This window comes from Ectothiorhodospira sp. PHS-1 (genome assembly GCF_000225005.1).
GTDB lineage: Bacteria > Pseudomonadota > Gammaproteobacteria > Ectothiorhodospirales > Ectothiorhodospiraceae > Ectothiorhodospira.
Window position 1 is genome coordinate 61,873 of record NZ_AGBG01000013.1, and the last position, 15,747, is coordinate 77,619.

Genomic DNA, 15,747 nt, shown 5'->3' on the forward strand with positions numbered 1-15,747 from the left:
ATCGTGCTTCAGCGCCTAGCTGAACAGGGCACGAACATCCACGTCCTGTAGTTCCCGCCGGGAAAACTCCAGCAGTTCGAAGGGGCCGAAACGGAACAGGTGGGCAATCACCACGTCCGGGAACTGCTCGATGCGGACATTGTTGCGATTGACGCATTCATTGTAATACTCGCGCCGGTCGGCAATGGCGTTTTCCAGACCGCTGATCCTTGACTGCAGATGGCGAAAGGTCTGGTCCGCCTTCAGTTCCGGGTAGGCTTCGGCCACGGCAAAGAGATTGCCAAGGCCCACTCTCAGCATATCTTCCGCCTGCCCCAGGGATTTCATGTCCTGGTTCTGCTGCGCGGCGGCCACCTGACTGCGGGCACGCATGACCTTTTCCAGGGTGTCCTGCTCATAAGACATGTACTGGCGGCAGACCTCCACCAGCTTGGGCAGCTCGTCGAAGCGCTGCTTGAGCAGAATATCGATGTTGGACCAGGCCTTGGACACCTCATGCTTGAGGCTGACCAGATTGTTGTAGATGATCACCGCGTAGAGGGCGATCAGGATGAAGATGCCAAGCATGACATAGCCGCCGATATCCATGGTCCTCGCCTCGTGGTCTTTGAAGACTTCGATGGGAGCTATTCTGCCCCATTCCCCCCGTAAAGTATGCCCTTCCCGGACCGGCAAACCATGCCACCGGTCCGATCCCGCGTTTTCATCAGATATCCAGATTGGATACCGTCAGCGCATTGGCCTCGATGAATTCCCGGCGCGGTTCCACGTGATCGCCCATCAGGGTGGTGAAGACCTCGTCGGCCCGCACCGCATCCTCCACCTGCACCTGCAGCAGGCGCCGGGTTTCCGCATTCAGGGTGGTTTCCCAGAGCTGTTCGGGATTCATCTCGCCCAGACCCTTGTAGCGCTGGATGGACAGACCACGCCGGGCCTCCGCCAGCAACCAGTTCATCACCTCGCGGAAATTGCCGACCGGTTGGCGCCGCTCACCTCTCTGGATATAGGCCCCCATATCCAGCAACCCGTCCAGGCGTTCGGCCAGCTCGCGCATGACCCTGAATTCGGCGGATTCGAAGAAGTCCGCGCCATAGGTCTCCTCTGTGCGCGCCCCGTGCATCAACCGGGTCACCCGGGCCTGATACCCCCCGCGCTCATCGGCGAGAATGCGCATCTCGTAGCGGGTGGCGCCGGCGGCATCACTCTGCAACCCTTCCAGCAGCCGCGTGAACCAGGTTTCAAGCCGGCCCTGATCCTCCCGGCCACCGTCATTGAGCGGTGAGGCGAACACCATCCGTTCCAGCAACTGCCGGTCATAGCGCCGTCCCAGACGCTCGACGGCGGCCATGACGCTGTTGTAACGACGGGCCAGATCTTCCAGGGCCTGGCCGCTCACCGGCGGTGCCTCCGGATTGACCACCAGCTTGGCATCATCCAGGGCCAGACTGAGCAGGAGATTGCTCATCTCCAGCTCATCCTTGACATAGCTTTCCTGCTTGCCGCGCTTCACCTTGTAAAGGGGCGGCTGGGCAATGTAGATGTGTCCCCGGTCCACCAGTTCAGGCATCTGGCGGTAGAAGAAGGTCAGTAGCAAGGTGCGGATGTGAGAGCCGTCCACATCCGCGTCGGTCATGATGATGATGCGGTGATAACGGAGTTTGTCGGGATTGAACTCATCCTTGCCGATCCCGCAACCCAGAGCGGTGATCAGGGTGCCCACCTCGGCGGAGGAGAGCATCTTGTCGAAACGGGCCTTTTCCACGTTCAGGATCTTGCCCTTGAGGGGGAGCACCGCCTGAGTGCGCCGATCCCGTCCCTGCTTGGCGGAACCGCCCGCCGAGTCACCCTCCACGATGAACAGTTCCGACAGAGCCGGGTCCTTCTCCTGGCAGTCCGCCAGCTTACCGGGCAGGCCGGCCACGTCCAGGGCGCCCTTGCGACGGGTCATCTCGCGGGCCTTGCGGGCCGCCTCGCGGGCGCGGGCAGCATCGATGATCTTGCCGGTGATGCTTCTGGACTCGCCGGGGTTTTCCAGCAGGAAGGCCTGCAGGGTATCGCTCATCACCGATTCCACCACCGGCTTTACCTCGGAGGACACCAGCTTATCCTTGGTCTGGGAGGAGAACTTGGGATCGGGGACTTTCACCGACAGAACGGCGGTCAGGCCTTCGCGGGCATCGTCACCGCTGATACTGACCTTCTGCCGCTTGAGGACACCCTCCGCCTCCATGTACTGATTCAGTGTCCGGGTGAGGGCGGAGCGGAAACCGGCCAGATGGGTACCACCATCCCGCTGGGGGATGTTGTTGGTGAAGCAGAAGATGTTTTCCTGGTAGGAGTCGTTCCATTGTAGGGCGACCTCCACCACAACCCCTTCCTTTTCCGCGTTCAGGTAGATCACGGTGGGGTGCAACGGTGTCTTGTTGCGATTGAGATGTTCCACGAAGGCGCGGATACCACCCTGATACTCGAACACGTCCCGCTTGCCGCCGTCCCGTTCGTCCTGGAGCTGGATGCGGACACCGGAATTCAGGAACGACAGTTCCCGCAAACGCCGCGACAGGATGTCGTAATGGTATTCGGTATCGGTGAAGATCTCGGGGCTGGGCTTGAAATGGATCGTCGTCCCGGTGCGCTGGGTCTCGCTGACGGCCTTCAGGGGGGCGTCGGGCACTCCCAGGCGATAGGTCTGGCGATGGGTTCTGCCGTCCCGGTAAATGGTCATTTCCAGCCATTCGGACAGGGCATTGACCACGGAAACACCCACCCCGTGCAATCCGCCGGACACCTTGTAGGAGTTGTCGTCGAATTTCCCCCCCGCATGGAGCACCGTCATGATGACTTCCGCGGCGGAGCGGCCTTCCTCGGGGTGAATGTCCACCGGAATGCCTCGGCCATCGTCACTCACACTGACCGAACCATCGCTATGGATGGTGACATTGATTTCCTTGCAGTAGCCCGCCAGGGCTTCGTCGATGGCGTTATCCACCACCTCGAAAACCATGTGGTGCAGCCCCGTACCGTCATCGGTATCACCGATATACATGCCGGGTCGCTTGCGAACGGCGTCGAGGCCTTTGAGGACCTTTATATTGGATGAATCGTAGGTCGGGGGCGTCTGATCGGTCATGCGGTGCCTGCCTAACATCGAAAGAGAGGCATTATATCACTTGCCGCCAGGGTCCCGCCGTCTCGCTCTTTTACGCCATTCCCGCCAACGCTCTACCGGTCGCCCAACCTCGCCCCATTGTCTTGCTTCTCACTCCGGCCACGTCCTCATTGTCACCCTCACGAATTCTCTTTTTTCACTCCCACCGTGCTCCTTTGTCACTCCCGCCAATTTTTTACTCCAGCCATTTCCTTTTATCACTCCCGCGAAAGCGGGAGCCCAGACTTCCCACTCAGCAACCGGATTCCACCATGTGCTCAATTCATGACGGGCTCGGAGAGGGGGATACTTGAAAGGCGTTTTCCAGCACGGGATAGCGCCTGCCAGAAGAGATGTTCCACGTGGAACATATACCAGAATTCAGCGAATCTCCTTCAACCGACCATGTTCCACGTGGAACATTCTAAAACTTGACCAACCAAGGGCGTCGATCTGGCGGGCATCGATGGCGGTGACAAAGACCTGACAATCCAGCCCCCGGAGTAAGGCAAGCACGGCATCCCGGTGAACTTCGTCCAGTTCTGACGGCAGATCATCCACCATCACTACTGCTGACCGTCCACTCACACCTCTGAAAGCGGCCACTTGAGCCAGACGCAAGAGCAACACGGCCGACTTTTGCTGCCCCCTGGATGCCCCATCAGCCAGGAGCACATCACCGCGACGAAACACCACGTCAGCCCGATGAGGACCGGAAAGGGTATAGCCCATCTCTCTCTCACGGGGTCGGGCCGTCTGCAAGAGGGTCTTGAGATCCACGCCTTCGCGCCAACCACGACGGTAGGCAATATCCACCCCCTCATTGCCTGGAAGCAGCGTTTCCAACTCGCGGACATGACGCAACAGTGTATCCAGATAGGACAACCGCGCACGATCCATGGCTTCACCGGATTGGGCAAGCAGTGCTTCCCAGATATCCAGGGCCTTGTCATTCAGGCCGCGACGCAGGGCCTCGTTGCGCTGAATCAGCGCCCGTCGATAGTTCTGCCAATGGGCCATGGATTCGGGCGACTGGTAGAAAACCCCCCAATCGAGAAAACCACGTCGTTCAGCGGGGCTTCCTGACAGCAACGCGTGACTGTCCGGATGAATGACCTGAAGGGGCAAAGCCTGGGCCAGCTCGGACTGACTGCGCACGGTTTTACCGTTGATCCTCGCCACCGTCCTGCCGCCGCCTTTGCGAATACCCAGCGAAATCTGTCGACCGTCAACCCGCAGGCGCCCGGTCACCATCAGATCCCTCGCTCCATGACGAATGACGGGCTCCATCCGCTGCGTCCTGAAGGAGCGACCGGTGGCCAGCACATGCACCGCCTCCAGCAGACTGGTCTTGCCCGAAGCATTCTCGCCCACCACCAGATTCAATCCGGCACTGGGCTCCAGCCGGGATTTTTCAAACAGGCGGAGATTGAAGATATCGAGTCGTGTCAGACTCATGAGAGGGGAGACGGGACTGATGGGGAAAAGATGGGAAAGGGGCCTGGGCATCCAGGCCCCCGAAGATGGCAGCAGGAATTACAGACGCATGGGCATGACCACATTGAGGGCATCCTGAAAACCCAGGTCCCGAATCAGGACGGAAGAGCCGGGATCCTTGAACGTGGCTTCGAGGACTTCTCCCTGCAGATTGGCGACCACGTCCATCAAGTAGGTGACGTTGAAGCCGATCTCCAGCGACTCACCACTGTAATCCACTTCCAGTTCCTCCTCCGCTTCTTCCTGTTCCGGATTGTGAGACTGGATCTTCAGCGTGCCCGGAGACAACTCGAACCGGACACCCCGGTACTTTTCATTGGAGAGGATCGCCGTGCGTCCCAGCGCTTGTCGCAGGAGTTCACGATCCACCTTCAGCACCTGCTCACCATCCCGCGGAATGACCCGCTTGTAATCCGGAAAACGCCCATCGATCAGCTTGGTGGTGAAACAAAGACCCACCACACGCACCCTGAGATGATTCGCCGCGATCTGGATCCGGACGGGGTCATCACTGTGCTCCAGCAGGCGGGATAATTCCAGCACGCCCTTGCGTGGAATGATGACCTGCTGAGTCTCTTCCGTTTCCACAATGGACTTGAGCGTACACAGGGACAGGCGGTGACCATCGGTGGCCACCGTCCGGATCGTGCCCTTTTCCACTTCCAGCATCAATCCATTGAGGTAATACCGGGCATCCTGATTGGCCATGGCGAAGGATGTGCGACCGATGAGGGTGAGCAGTTCCCTCTCGGTGAGGGAAAACTCGATCCGGCTCTCGATTTCATCCAGGTTGGGGAAATCCCCCGCCGGCAGGGTCGTGAGTACAAAGCGGGATCGCCCGGACGACAACACGGCCCGCTCCCCACTGACCTGAATCCGGATTTCGGCCTCGTCCGGCAGGGCACGGCAGATGTCCAGAAGCTTGCGCGCAGGCAACGTGACTTCACCGGTTTCTTCAGAGGCGTATTCCAGCTCTGCAACCAACTCCACTTCCAGATCAGTGGCGGTTATTTTCAGGTGCGTACCGTCGCACCGAAGCAGCACATTGCTCAGGATCTGCATGGTGTGGCGTTTTTCCACAGCCCCGATCACCTGCTGTAGCGGTTTCAGTAGCACTTCCCGTTGGATACTCAGTTTCATCTGGAACCGTCCGTCTTTAACTATTATTTAAAGAATATCTTTTTAATGATTGTTATAAGTCACCCGCAAAACTCTGGATAACTTCTTAAATATTCAATCAATTCAATGAATTAATCAGAAAAAACCCTGTGAATTGATCGTCGTATAAGCGAACCTGGCGCTTGTTGACGAGTTGTGGATAAATTCGGGCTCGGGCTTTCCTCAGTGTGGGTGCACACCTTTTCCACAGGGTTGGCTGTTTTCAGGTGGTCAGTGTCCGCAGCAGGTTGATGAAATCCTCATTGATCCGCGCATCAGACTCGCGCAGCTCCACTACCTTGCGGCAGGCATGCAGCACGGTGGTGTGGTCCCGCCCCCCAAAGGCCTTGCCGATCTCCGGCAGGCTGTGATTGGTCAGCTCCTTGGCCAGGGCCATGGCCACCTGGCGGGGTCGGGTGATGGACCGGCTGCGCCGGGTGGACAGCAGATCAGACACCCGGATCTTGTAATACTCCGCCACGGTCTTCTGTATGTTGTCGATGGTGACCAGCTTGTCCTGCAGGGCCAGAAGGTCATGGAGTGCTTCCTTGGCGAACTCCAGGGTGATGGGACGGCCGGTGAAATGGGCGTTGGCGATGACCCGACGCAAGGCCCCTTCCAGCTCGCGAATATTGGAGCGGATGCGCTTGGCGACGAAAAAGGCCACCTCACTGGGCAGATCGACGCCAGCCTCTTCCGCCTTGCGCTTGAGGATGGCGACCCGGGTTTCCAGTTCCGCCGGCTCGATGGCCACGGTGAGTCCCCAGCCGAATCGGGACTTGAGCCGGTCTTCCAGGCCGTCCACTTCCTTAGGGTAGCGGTCACAGGTCAGGATCACCTGCTGCTGACTCTCCAGCAGGGCATTGAAGGTATGGAAAAACTCCTCCTGGGAACGCTCCTTGCCCGCAAAGAACTGAATGTCGTCAATCAACAGGGCATCCACCGACCGGTAGTAGCGCTTGAACTCGTCGATGGAGTTGTGCTGCAGCGCCTTGATCATGTCGGCCACGAATCGCTCTGAATGCAGGTACACCACCTTGGCATCCGGTCGCTCCTTGAGGATGGTGTTGCCGATGGCATGCATCAGGTGGGTCTTCCCCAGACCGGTGCTGCCGTAGAGGAACAGAGGGTTATAGGCCTTGCCCACATTGGCGGCCACCTGCAAGCTGGCGGCGCGGGCAAGCTGGTTCGACTTGCCCTCGACGAAATTATCGAAGGTGAAGTTGGGATTCAGGTTGTTGGTGAACTGGGGCGAACTGGCCGCCGGAGCCGGGGCCGGACCGCGGGCCTGGGCCGCATCCACGGCCGTGGGCGCCGGTGTCGCCGGCGTCGGTGGGGCAGGGCGCGCCACCGGTGTCGGCGGGCGGCTGCTGCCCACTTCCAGCAGCACACGCATGGAGTCATTGCCCAGGACCTCGGTGACGACCTGGGCGATACGCTGGAAGAAATGGTCCTTGACCCAGTCCAGCACGAATCGATTGGGAGCGAGCAGCCGTAATACGCCCTGTTCCTCCACTGCATGCAGGGGACGAATCCAGGTATTGAGTTGCTGTTCGGAGAGTTCACTCTCCAGACGCGACACGCATTGCTGCCACAAGGAGTTGCCAACCAAGGGTATCTCCAGTGGTAGGGGGTTGAGGGATGCGTAAGTCTACCCGCAGGCCCGCAAACTTATCCACACCTTTTTCCACATCCTTGTCCCCAGACCTTGGTTGACGCGGATTGACACCCATGTCAATCGCAGGTACTTTTACGCGCCTTAGATTGGGCGCTCTCTATCGCCCGTAAATAGAACTCAGCCACGGTCTGCCGTCATGAAAAGAACATTCCAGCCCAGTAACCTGCACCGCAAGCGCACCCATGGCTTCCGTGCCCGCATGGCTACCCGTGGTGGCCGCAAGGTGCTGGCCGCTCGCCGCGCCCGGGGCCGTGCCCGTCTTTGCCCCTGATCGTCTGATCGGGCTGAATGACCAGGGGTTTCCTCGCCACGTCCGACTGGTACAGGCGAGCGATTACCAACGGGTCTTCAAGGATGCACATCGGGTATCCCAGCCGCCCTTCACCGGGCTCTGGGTGCCGAGCCCGACCGAAGGACCGCGCCTGGGCATGGCCGTGGCAAAGAAGAATGTCCGCCAGGCCACCCAGCGCAATCGAATCAAGCGCCTGATTCGGGAGTCATTTCGCCGGCATCGGTCCGGCATGGCCTCCATGGACATGGTTATCATGTGCAAGCCGGGCGCCCAGCGCTTCAATAACGCCGATCTTCATCAGGCCCTGGAAAGACTCTGGAAACGGATGAGTAGCCAATGCGAAAAGTCCTTATCTTCCTGATCCAGGTCTACCGCTATACCCTGAGCCCCTTCATCGGGCAGCATTGCCGGTTCACCCCCTCCTGTTCCTGTTATGGAATGGAGGCCATCGAGAGACACGGCGCCCTGCGCGGCCTGTGGCTCACCGTCCGGCGACTGGCGCGTTGTCACCCCTTCTGCGAAGGCGGGTACGATCCTGTACCAGACCCCGCTCCAGGCCATCACAAACAGCCGCGAAATCATGGATAATCTCCGACCGATCCTGTACCTGTCACTGGTTTTCCTGCTGTTCCTGATCTGGCAGGCCTGGCGTGTGGACTATGGTCCCCAGCCCCAGTTCGATCCCCAACGCGCGGAAGCCACCCTCAATGGCCAGGAATTCCGCGACGACGTCCCCGATGCCCCTGCTTCCGAGGCCATGGATGCCCCCGTGGGCATGGACCCGGTGATGGCCGCTGATCGCCAGCGCATCCGCGTGGTCACCGATACCCTGGACCTGCTCATCGACACCCGTGGCGGGGATCTGGTACGCGCCGACCTGCCCACCTATCCGGTGAGCCTGAAGGAGCCGGACAATCCGGTACGCATCCTGGACGAGCGCTTGCGCGATTATGTGGCCCAGTCCGGCCTGATCCATGACCGTGTACCCGGCGTCGAGCACGCCGACCGTGCTCCATCCCACCACGCCGTGTTCCGTGCCGAGCGCACCGAATACCGCATGGAGGACTGGCAGGATGAACTCGTGGTCCCCCTGACCTGGGAAAGCGAGGACGGCATCCGCGTGACCAAGACCTACACCTTCCGCCGTGGCGACTTCCTGGTGGATGTCAGTCATCGGGTGGAGAACAACAGTGACGTCACCTGGACCGGTCGCCAGTACCGGCAGCTGCGTCATGGCCCCACCCCGGCCCGTGATTCCTGGTTCCTGTACACCTTCACCGGTGCCGCCCTCTATGACGGCAAGTACATCAAGGAATCCCTGGAAGACCTGGGCAGGAACGTCCAGGACCGCAATATTTCCGCCGGCTGGATCTCCATCATCCAGCATTACTTCCTCACCGCCTGGGTTCCGTATGCCGATGAGGTGAACCTGCTCTACAGCCGTGCCATCGGCACGCCGGATCGGCCCCAGTACATCATCGGCCTGCGCTCCGAGCCGGTGAGCATCGCCCCCGGCGCCTATGACGTCCTGCAATCCCGCATCTGGATCGGCCCCAAGAAACAGCAACCCCTGTCCAAGATTGCCGATGGCCTGGAACTGACGGTGGACTACGGCATCTTCACGGTGCTGGCCAAGCCCTTGTTCTGGCTGCTGCGAGTGATCCATGACGTCGTGGGCAACTGGGGTTGGGCCATCATCATCCTGACCCTGATGATCAAGCTGGTGTTCTACAAGCTGTCCGAGACCAGCTACCGCTCCATGGCCAAGATGCGCGCCGTGCAGCCGAAGATGATGGCCCTCAAGGAACGTTTCGGCGACGACAAGCAGCGCATGAACCAGGCGCTGATGGAGCTTTACAAGAAGGAGAAGATCAATCCGCTGGGCGGCTGTCTGCCCATCCTGATTCAGATCCCCGTCTTCATCGCCCTCTACTGGGTGCTGCTGGAGAGTGTGGAACTGCGCCAGGCGCCGTGGATCTTCTGGATTCAGGATCTGTCCATCCGTGATCCCTTCTTCGTGCTGCCGCTGCTCATGGGTGCCAGCATGATCGCCCAGTACAAGCTGAACCCGGCCCCCATGGACCCGGTACAGCAGAAGATCATGATGGCCCTGCCCATCGTCTTCACCGTGTTCTTCGCCTTCTTCCCGGCGGGCCTGGTGCTGTACTGGCTGGTCAACAACCTGCTGTCCATTGCCCAGCAGTACTACATCACGCGCCAGATCGAAAAGACGGCCAACGGCAAGGGCGGCGGCAAGAAGTAACTCCACTTCCTGCTGGCCATCCATGGCCCGGCTGGGGACGGCCGGCGGTCTTCGAAAAAACCACCACAGTGGGGATTTCGGAAACCGCCGGTTTTCTCCATCCGGGCTGTTTTTCGTGGGATTCACCGCCATGCACCGCAGCTTCGATACCATCGCCGCCATTGCCACCGCGCCAGGACGGGGAGGCGTGGGTATCGTGCGGGTTTCCGGCCCTCATGCCGCCGAGGTGGCGCGGCGCTGCCTGGGCAGACTGCCCAGCCCCAGACAGGCGCTCTACGGCCCCTTCCTGGATGCCCGGGGAGAGGTCATCGACGATGGCATCGCCCTGTATTTTCCCGGCCCCCATTCCTATACCGGCGAGGATGTCCTGGAACTGCAGGGCCATGGCGGCCCGGTAGTCATGGACCTGTTGCTGGGGGCCTGTCTGGAGATGGGCTGCCGCATGGCCCGGGCCGGGGAATTCACCGAGCGCGCCTTCCTGAACGACCGTATGGACCTGGCCCAGGCCGAGGCCGTGGCCGATCTGATCGATGCCGGTTCCGCCGCCGCCGTGCGCAGTGCCCGCCGATCACTGGAAGGCGGATTTTCCCGCCAGGTGGACCTGATCCTATCGGCCCTGACCGAACTGAGAGTGTTCGTGGAAGCGGATCTGGATTTCTCCGAAGAGGAACTGGATCTGCTGGCGGAAGGGGATATCCAGTACCGGATCGAGTCCCTGCTGGATCAACTGGCCACCCTGACCGAACAGGCCCGGCAGGGCAATCTGCTGCGGGAAGGCGCCCACCTGGTGATCGCCGGGCGCCCCAATGCGGGCAAATCCAGCCTGCTCAATCGCCTGGTGGACCGGGAAGCCGCCATCGTCACCGCCATTCCCGGCACCACCCGGGACGTGCTGCGGGAACACCTGAGCCTGGACGGTCTGCCCCTGCACCTGGTGGATACCGCCGGCCTGCGGGAATCCGATGATCCGGTGGAGCAGGAAGGCATCCGCCGGGCCTGGGCCGAGATCGAGCGGGCCGACCTGGTGCTGCTGGTGGTGGACGCCACTCAGGGGGAGGGCGAAGCCGAAGGGGGGATCCGTCGCCGCCTGCCGTCCCGTCTGCCGGTCATCACCGTCTACAACAAGCTGGACCGGCTCACCGAGGTGCCGGCGGATGCCAGTGACGTGCTGTTCATTTCGGCCCGCACCGGCGAAGGCATCAGCACCCTGCGCGAGGCCCTCAAGGCCCAGCTCCACTACAGCGGTCACCCGGAAGGCCTGTTCACCGCCCGTCGCCGCCACCTGGACGCCCTGGCTCGCACCCGCGACCATGTTCAGGCCGCCAACGATCAGCTCATCATCACCCGCGCCACGGAACTGGTGGCCGAGGAACTGCGCCTGGCCCAGGAGGCGCTGGGAGAGATCACCGGACGGGTGAGTGCGGATGATCTGCTGGGGGAGATTTTTTCTTCCTTCTGCATCGGAAAGTGACACACTGCCCAAACCAATCATGACCCAGGAACACCTCAAAACCCTGATCTTCATCCTGCTCCCGCCCGTGATGCTGGCCCTGGGCATGGGCGCGGCCATTCAGGGGGCCTGGCTACCGGAGTTGCCCCAGGGCTTGGTGGAAGTGATCCCCTGGCTGACGGGAGTGCTGGCGGGGGTTCTGGCCTTTCTCTACGGCCGCACCCGCACGCTGATCTGTGTGATCCTGGTGCTGTTGGTCTATCTGGGCAGCATGTTTCAGATCCGGCCCATGGCCATGACGACGGAAGCGGATCTACTGCCCGCCCTGGGCTACGCCCTCATGACCCTGATGGTTCCCCTGGTGTTCCTGGTCAACGCCTTCTGGTCCGAACGTTACCACCTGATGATGGATCTATTGCTCAGGCTGTCGGTATTTGGAAGCCTGGCGGGATTCGCCGTTCTCTTCGCCACGCAGTTTCCGGAGGGCATGGCCGACCTGTTGCTGACGACTCACTTGCCCGCCCTGCACTGGGACGGCTACGGCATGCCCCAGCTTTCCTTCTGGAGCCTGATCCTGTGTCTTGCCGTGATGGGATTTTTCGTGGTGCGCCGTCCGACGCCCCAGTGGGCCGGACAGTGGATCACCCTGGCCGGCATAGGCTGGATGCTGCCGCAACTCTTCCACGCCTATGCGGTGCCCCTGTTCACCGCCACCCTGCTGCTGATTCTCGCCATCGCCGTGGTGCATGAGTCCTTTCAGATGGCCTTTCGCGACGATCTTACTGGTCTACCCGGCCGTCGCGCCCTCAATGAACGGCTGCAACGCCTGGGGCGTTGCTACGCCATCGCCATGACCGACGTGGACCATTTCAAGAAATTCAACGACACCCATGGCCACGACCTGGGAGACCAGGTACTGCGAGTCGTGGCGGCCCAACTGCGCAAGGTCCGGGGCGGCGGCAAGGCCTATCGCTATGGCGGGGAGGAATTCACCATCGTCTTTCCCGGCAAGACGGCGGAGCAATGCGTCCCCCATCTGGAAGCCGTCAGGGAAGCCATCGAGGCTTATGAGATCGCCATTCGCAACGAAACATCGCGGCCCAGTAACAAGCGGGAGGGTAGAGCCAGACGCGGGCCGGGCAAGGAAAGAACCGTATCCGTCACCATCAGCATGGGGGTGGCCGAACGCAGCGCGGATCATCCTGACCCTCAGAGCGTCATCAAGGCAGCGGACCAGGCGCTGTATGCCGCCAAGCAGGCCGGACGCAATCAGGTCTGCTTGGCGGAGTAGGGGGCCAAGTCGGGCTTTCTCAACATCACCACATCATTACCCACCACCTCCAGGGTCATGCCCCTCCGCGCGGCGATCCAGCGAAAGGTCTGCTCGCTGAAAAAGCAGACATGGGTGGGGTCCAGGGTATAGTGCCAGCGGGCAAAACGCTGCCGGTCCAGGGCCCGCTTGGTCATGATGCCCAGCCAGCCGCCGGGCTTGAGCAGGGTCAGCAAGTGTTCGAGCACCCCAGCGGGGTCGGCCAGGTGCTCGAAAACCTCCGTACTGACGATGAAGTCATACTGCTGCGCCAGCGGTGCGGGGTCCGGATGATAATGGAGGTCATAGCCCACGCAGGACAGCCCGGCCCGGCGACACATCCCCACCAGGACCTGGCCGGTGCCGCAACCAAAGTCCAGCCCCGCGGCACCGGGGTTCACCCGCGCCAGCAGGGGTGTGAGCATGCGCCCCAGAAACCGCTGGTAACCTTCATCCGTGCCCTGATTCTGATGCAGATCGTAATAGGCCCTCTCCTGCGTGGCGCAGAGATGATAGGGGGGAGGCACGAAGGTCAGATCGCATTGCAGGCAGCGATGATAGTCGCGGAAGTGCACCCGGGGCCGGTCTTCACGATGAAAAAGCGGTGTCTCCAGGCCCCGGCACAGGGGGCAGCGATACAAGGGCATGGCAGGCATTCGTGGGCGCTTAAACGGTAATGTTCGCATGACACCGCGCGGAACAGTAGAATGCCGATGCTCGGATGACCGCTTCACACCGTCATCATGACCTGAATTCAACGGCTCCCAATGGTTTTCAGCATGTCCGACACACAGCCCGATTCCCGGACGGCATCCCATGAAACGATGGATCAGCAAGGGATCTTTTCCCGTCGTTTTACGGTGCCCGAGTCGGCCATCGACATCAATGGCCATGTCAACAATCTGGAATACCTGAAATGGATGCAGGAGATTGCCCTGGCCCACTCCGCAGCCCGCGGCTGGCACTGGGATCGCTATCAACAGGAAGGCAGCAGCTGGGTGGTGCGCTCCCACCTCATCGAATACCTGCGTCCCGCCCATGCGGGGGATGACTTGCGGCTACTGACCTGGATCGGAGGATTTTCTCACCGCAGCTCGCCACGCCATTACCTGTTTCTGCGCGCCGGTGATCATCGTCCCGTGGTCCGGGCCAAAACCGAGTGGGTTTATGTGGATGCCGGGACAGGCCGACCCAGACCGGTCCCGGAGGCCTTCCGCAACGCCTTCACGGTGATCGATGACGAGCGCCGGGTGCTGGATATCTTCCGCTCATGATCCTCTGCCTGTCACCTTGCCCACCCATGCGAGCGGTCGATGCACCCTGAATACCATTTCAGGCTGTTCATCGCCGGCCAGACACATACCGCACGAAGGGCCATGGATCATCTGCACGACTATGTCCGGTTGCTGGAAGCGCGGGGCATCCCCGTGAGCATGGAGGTGGTGGACATTCTCGAAGATCTGCAGGTGGCCGAGACCGAGCGCATCCTGGTCACGCCGGTTCTCATCAGGAAGCGCCCGGAGCCGGAATTGCGCGTGGTAGGGGATCTTTCGGTGAAAGCCCGGGTATTCTGTGCAATGGAACTGCCCGGTGAGGCGCCAGGAGACTGAATTCGGTTCCGGCATCGGGTGCCGATAAGCCAAACTTTCCCCTTGACAAATATCAGCGAGTCCCGTTTATATTTGCCCATGCCGCCAAATCGAGGGATTCGACCCGGTGGCAGGTACGCATCACCCAATCAACACGCCAGGGAACGGCAGATGACACACCGCCCACAACACCGCAGCGCCCATCCCTTGTCGGTCCATCGACGGCGCCGCGTCCTCCTGACTTCGGCACTCCTTGCGGCCCTGCTGCTGGTTTTCGGCTGTGCTGCTCCCCAGGTCCGCCTGGACCTGCACGCCACCCCCCATCTCAACCCCAGCGACGAAGGCCAGGCACTGCCCGTGGTCGTGCGCGTCTATCAGCTCAAGGACCCCCGGGGCTTCGAGGAAAGCCCCTTCGAAGACCTCTGGAAACAGGATCTGACGATCCTGGGCGCAGATGCGCTGAGCCGGCAGGAACTGGTCATGCAGCCGGGCATCCGTCGTGACCTGACCTGGCAGCGGCATCCCGGTGCCACTCATCTGGGTGTGATGGCGGTATTTCGTGATCCCACCACTCCGGACTGGAGGGACATCCGGAGTCTGCCCGGCGGCCGGCTGGGCCGGCAGATGGACCAGCGTCTGAGTGTCAGTCTCCACGGAAACCGGATCGTGATCGAGGATTAGACGCGCCGCCAACCTACGTCCAGGGAAGGACAAGCTCATGACAGGCATAAGAAAACCCATCTGGAGCGAGGGACTGCTGCTCAGCCAGCAGCACCTGCAGCAATGGGATCTGTACCACGAGTCGATGCTGATCCGGCGTTTCCATTGGCATTTCCCCCTGGGCTGGGGAATCCGATACCTGCGTCTGGATCATGAGGCACTGGATCAGGGCCGATGCCGGGTCATCGCCGTCGATGCGGTGATGCGCGACGGACGCTGTGTCAGCTTCCGTGAAGATCGCGAAGGCCCCCTTGACTGCCAGCTGCCGGAGCCTTCCGGGGAACCCCTGCTGGTTTCCTTGAGCCTGCCCGCGAACCGGCGCGCGGCCGGCATCGGCGGCTACGGGAACGACGAAGGCATCTGGGATGCCTGGCAGGTGCACTACGAAACCGTGGCGGATGAACATGACCCGAACCGGGTGCGTGAACTGGGCCTGGGGCGCCTGAACCTCTCCCTGGTAACCGGGACCACTGAAAGCGACCATGAAACCCTCTTGCCTCTGCTCCGTCTGCTTCCCCGTTGCGATGGCCGCCATGAGCCGGACGAGGACTTCATCCCGCCACTGCTCCAGGTGCAGGGCTGTACCGGCCTGATACGCCTGCAGGATCGACTTCTGGACCGTCTGCGGAACGCCATCCATGGA

16 protein-coding genes are annotated in these 15,747 nt (G+C 61.1%); 10 read left to right on the plus strand and 6 right to left on the minus strand.

The window, feature by feature from the left end; all coding sequences use genetic code 11:
• Positions 1–15: 15 nt before the first annotated feature.
• The 5 genes from ECTPHS_RS07445 to dnaA all read right to left on the minus strand — a co-directional run bounded on the left by ECTPHS_RS07445 (position 16) and on the right by dnaA (position 7,415).
• Positions 16–588, minus strand: a complete 573-nt coding sequence (locus tag ECTPHS_RS07445; protein ID WP_008932102.1) for a LemA family protein — start codon at positions 586–588, stop codon at positions 16–18.
• A 118-nt stretch (positions 589–706) separates the two neighbouring features.
• Entirely contained in the window at positions 707–3,130 is a 2,424-nt protein-coding gene (gene gyrB, locus ECTPHS_RS07450) for a DNA topoisomerase (ATP-hydrolyzing) subunit B (protein WP_008932103.1), read from the minus strand.
• Positions 3,131–3,529: 399 nt separating this feature from the next.
• On the minus strand, positions 3,530–4,606 hold the full coding sequence (gene recF / locus ECTPHS_RS07455; protein ID WP_008932104.1) for a DNA replication/repair protein RecF: 1,077 nt from the start codon (positions 4,604–4,606) through the stop codon (positions 3,530–3,532).
• A gap of 78 nt (positions 4,607–4,684) precedes the next feature.
• A complete protein-coding gene (dnaN, locus tag ECTPHS_RS07460) occupies positions 4,685–5,785 on the minus strand; it encodes a DNA polymerase III subunit beta (RefSeq protein ID WP_008932105.1) in 1,101 nt (366 codons plus the stop codon).
• A gap of 241 nt (positions 5,786–6,026) precedes the next feature.
• A complete protein-coding gene (dnaA, locus tag ECTPHS_RS07465; RefSeq protein ID WP_040405432.1) occupies positions 6,027–7,415 on the minus strand; it encodes a chromosomal replication initiator protein DnaA in 1,389 nt (462 codons plus the stop codon).
• A 202-nt stretch (positions 7,416–7,617) separates the two neighbouring features.
• Here dnaA and rpmH point away from each other — a divergent pair, with 202 nt between their 5' ends.
• The 6 genes from rpmH (at position 7,618) to ECTPHS_RS07485 (ending at position 12,777) form a co-directional block, all read left to right on the plus strand.
• A complete protein-coding gene (gene rpmH / locus ECTPHS_RS14230) occupies positions 7,618–7,752 on the plus strand; it encodes a 50S ribosomal protein L34 (RefSeq protein WP_083838800.1) in 135 nt (44 codons plus the stop codon).
• The gene (gene rnpA, locus ECTPHS_RS07470) at positions 7,733–8,134 is read left to right on the plus strand and encodes a ribonuclease P protein component (RefSeq protein ID WP_008932107.1); all 402 of its coding nucleotides are present in this window, start codon (positions 7,733–7,735) and stop codon (positions 8,132–8,134) included. The genes rpmH and rnpA overlap by 20 nt, the downstream gene beginning before the upstream one ends.
• Positions 8,110–8,361, plus strand: coding sequence for a membrane protein insertion efficiency factor YidD (gene yidD / locus ECTPHS_RS14235; RefSeq protein WP_008932108.1), 252 nt, complete (start codon positions 8,110–8,112; stop codon positions 8,359–8,361). The genes rnpA and yidD overlap by 25 nt, the downstream gene beginning before the upstream one ends.
• Complete coding sequence (yidC, locus tag ECTPHS_RS07475) at positions 8,354–10,036, plus strand: membrane protein insertase YidC (RefSeq protein ID WP_008932109.1); 1,683 nt, start codon at positions 8,354–8,356, stop codon at positions 10,034–10,036. The genes yidD and yidC overlap by 8 nt, the downstream gene beginning before the upstream one ends.
• 130 nt (positions 10,037–10,166) lie before the next feature.
• A complete protein-coding gene (mnmE, locus tag ECTPHS_RS07480; protein WP_008932110.1) occupies positions 10,167–11,507 on the plus strand; it encodes a tRNA uridine-5-carboxymethylaminomethyl(34) synthesis GTPase MnmE in 1,341 nt (446 codons plus the stop codon).
• Positions 11,508–11,526: 19 nt separating this feature from the next.
• Positions 11,527–12,777, plus strand: coding sequence for a diguanylate cyclase (locus tag ECTPHS_RS07485; RefSeq protein ID WP_008932111.1), 1,251 nt, complete (start codon positions 11,527–11,529; stop codon positions 12,775–12,777).
• On the opposite strand, the gene ECTPHS_RS07490 is transcribed toward ECTPHS_RS07485, so the two are convergent.
• Complete coding sequence (locus ECTPHS_RS07490; protein ID WP_008932112.1) at positions 12,756–13,442, minus strand: class I SAM-dependent methyltransferase; 687 nt, start codon at positions 13,440–13,442, stop codon at positions 12,756–12,758. The genes ECTPHS_RS07485 and ECTPHS_RS07490 overlap by 22 nt on opposite strands.
• 132 nt (positions 13,443–13,574) lie before the next feature.
• Here ECTPHS_RS07490 and ECTPHS_RS07495 point away from each other — a divergent pair, with 132 nt between their 5' ends.
• The 4 genes from ECTPHS_RS07495 to tssK all read left to right on the plus strand — a co-directional run.
• Positions 13,575–14,069, plus strand: coding sequence for a thioesterase family protein (locus ECTPHS_RS07495; RefSeq protein WP_141565293.1), 495 nt, complete (start codon positions 13,575–13,577; stop codon positions 14,067–14,069).
• 39 nt (positions 14,070–14,108) lie between these two features.
• On the plus strand, positions 14,109–14,405 hold the full coding sequence (locus ECTPHS_RS07500; protein ID WP_008932114.1) for a circadian clock KaiB family protein: 297 nt from the start codon (positions 14,109–14,111) through the stop codon (positions 14,403–14,405).
• Positions 14,406–14,555: 150 nt separating this feature from the next.
• Positions 14,556–15,065, plus strand: a complete 510-nt coding sequence (gene tssJ / locus ECTPHS_RS07505) for a type VI secretion system lipoprotein TssJ (protein ID WP_008932115.1) — start codon at positions 14,556–14,558, stop codon at positions 15,063–15,065.
• A gap of 37 nt (positions 15,066–15,102) precedes the next feature.
• The coding region (gene tssK, locus ECTPHS_RS07510; RefSeq protein WP_008932116.1) for a type VI secretion system baseplate subunit TssK at positions 15,103–15,747 on the plus strand (645 nt) is incomplete at its 3' end.

Excerpts from the sequence above, each read along its gene's own strand:
- ECTPHS_RS07445 (WP_008932102.1), bottom strand. The coding sequence starts at position 588 with ATGGATATCGGCGGCTATGTCATGCTTGGCATCTTCATCCTGATCGCC.
- gyrB (WP_008932103.1), bottom strand. The coding sequence starts at position 3,130 with ATGACCGATCAGACGCCCCCGACCTACGATTCATCCAATATAAAGGTC.
- recF (WP_008932104.1), bottom strand. The coding sequence starts at position 4,606 with ATGAGTCTGACACGACTCGATATCTTCAATCTCCGCCTGTTTGAAAAA.
- dnaN (WP_008932105.1), bottom strand. The coding sequence starts at position 5,785 with ATGAAACTGAGTATCCAACGGGAAGTGCTACTGAAACCGCTACAGCAG.
- rpmH (WP_083838800.1), top strand. The coding sequence starts at position 7,618 with ATGAAAAGAACATTCCAGCCCAGTAACCTGCACCGCAAGCGCACCCAT.
- yidD (WP_008932108.1), top strand. The coding sequence starts at position 8,110 with ATGCGAAAAGTCCTTATCTTCCTGATCCAGGTCTACCGCTATACCCTG.
- yidC (WP_008932109.1), top strand. The coding sequence starts at position 8,354 with ATGGATAATCTCCGACCGATCCTGTACCTGTCACTGGTTTTCCTGCTG.
- mnmE (WP_008932110.1), top strand. The coding sequence starts at position 10,167 with ATGCACCGCAGCTTCGATACCATCGCCGCCATTGCCACCGCGCCAGGA.
- ECTPHS_RS07485 (WP_008932111.1), top strand. The coding sequence starts at position 11,527 with ATGACCCAGGAACACCTCAAAACCCTGATCTTCATCCTGCTCCCGCCC.
- ECTPHS_RS07490 (WP_008932112.1), bottom strand. The coding sequence starts at position 13,442 with ATGCCCTTGTATCGCTGCCCCCTGTGCCGGGGCCTGGAGACACCGCTT.
- ECTPHS_RS07495 (WP_141565293.1), top strand. The coding sequence starts at position 13,575 with ATGTCCGACACACAGCCCGATTCCCGGACGGCATCCCATGAAACGATG.
- ECTPHS_RS07500 (WP_008932114.1), top strand. The coding sequence starts at position 14,109 with ATGCACCCTGAATACCATTTCAGGCTGTTCATCGCCGGCCAGACACAT.
- tssJ (WP_008932115.1), top strand. The coding sequence starts at position 14,556 with ATGACACACCGCCCACAACACCGCAGCGCCCATCCCTTGTCGGTCCAT.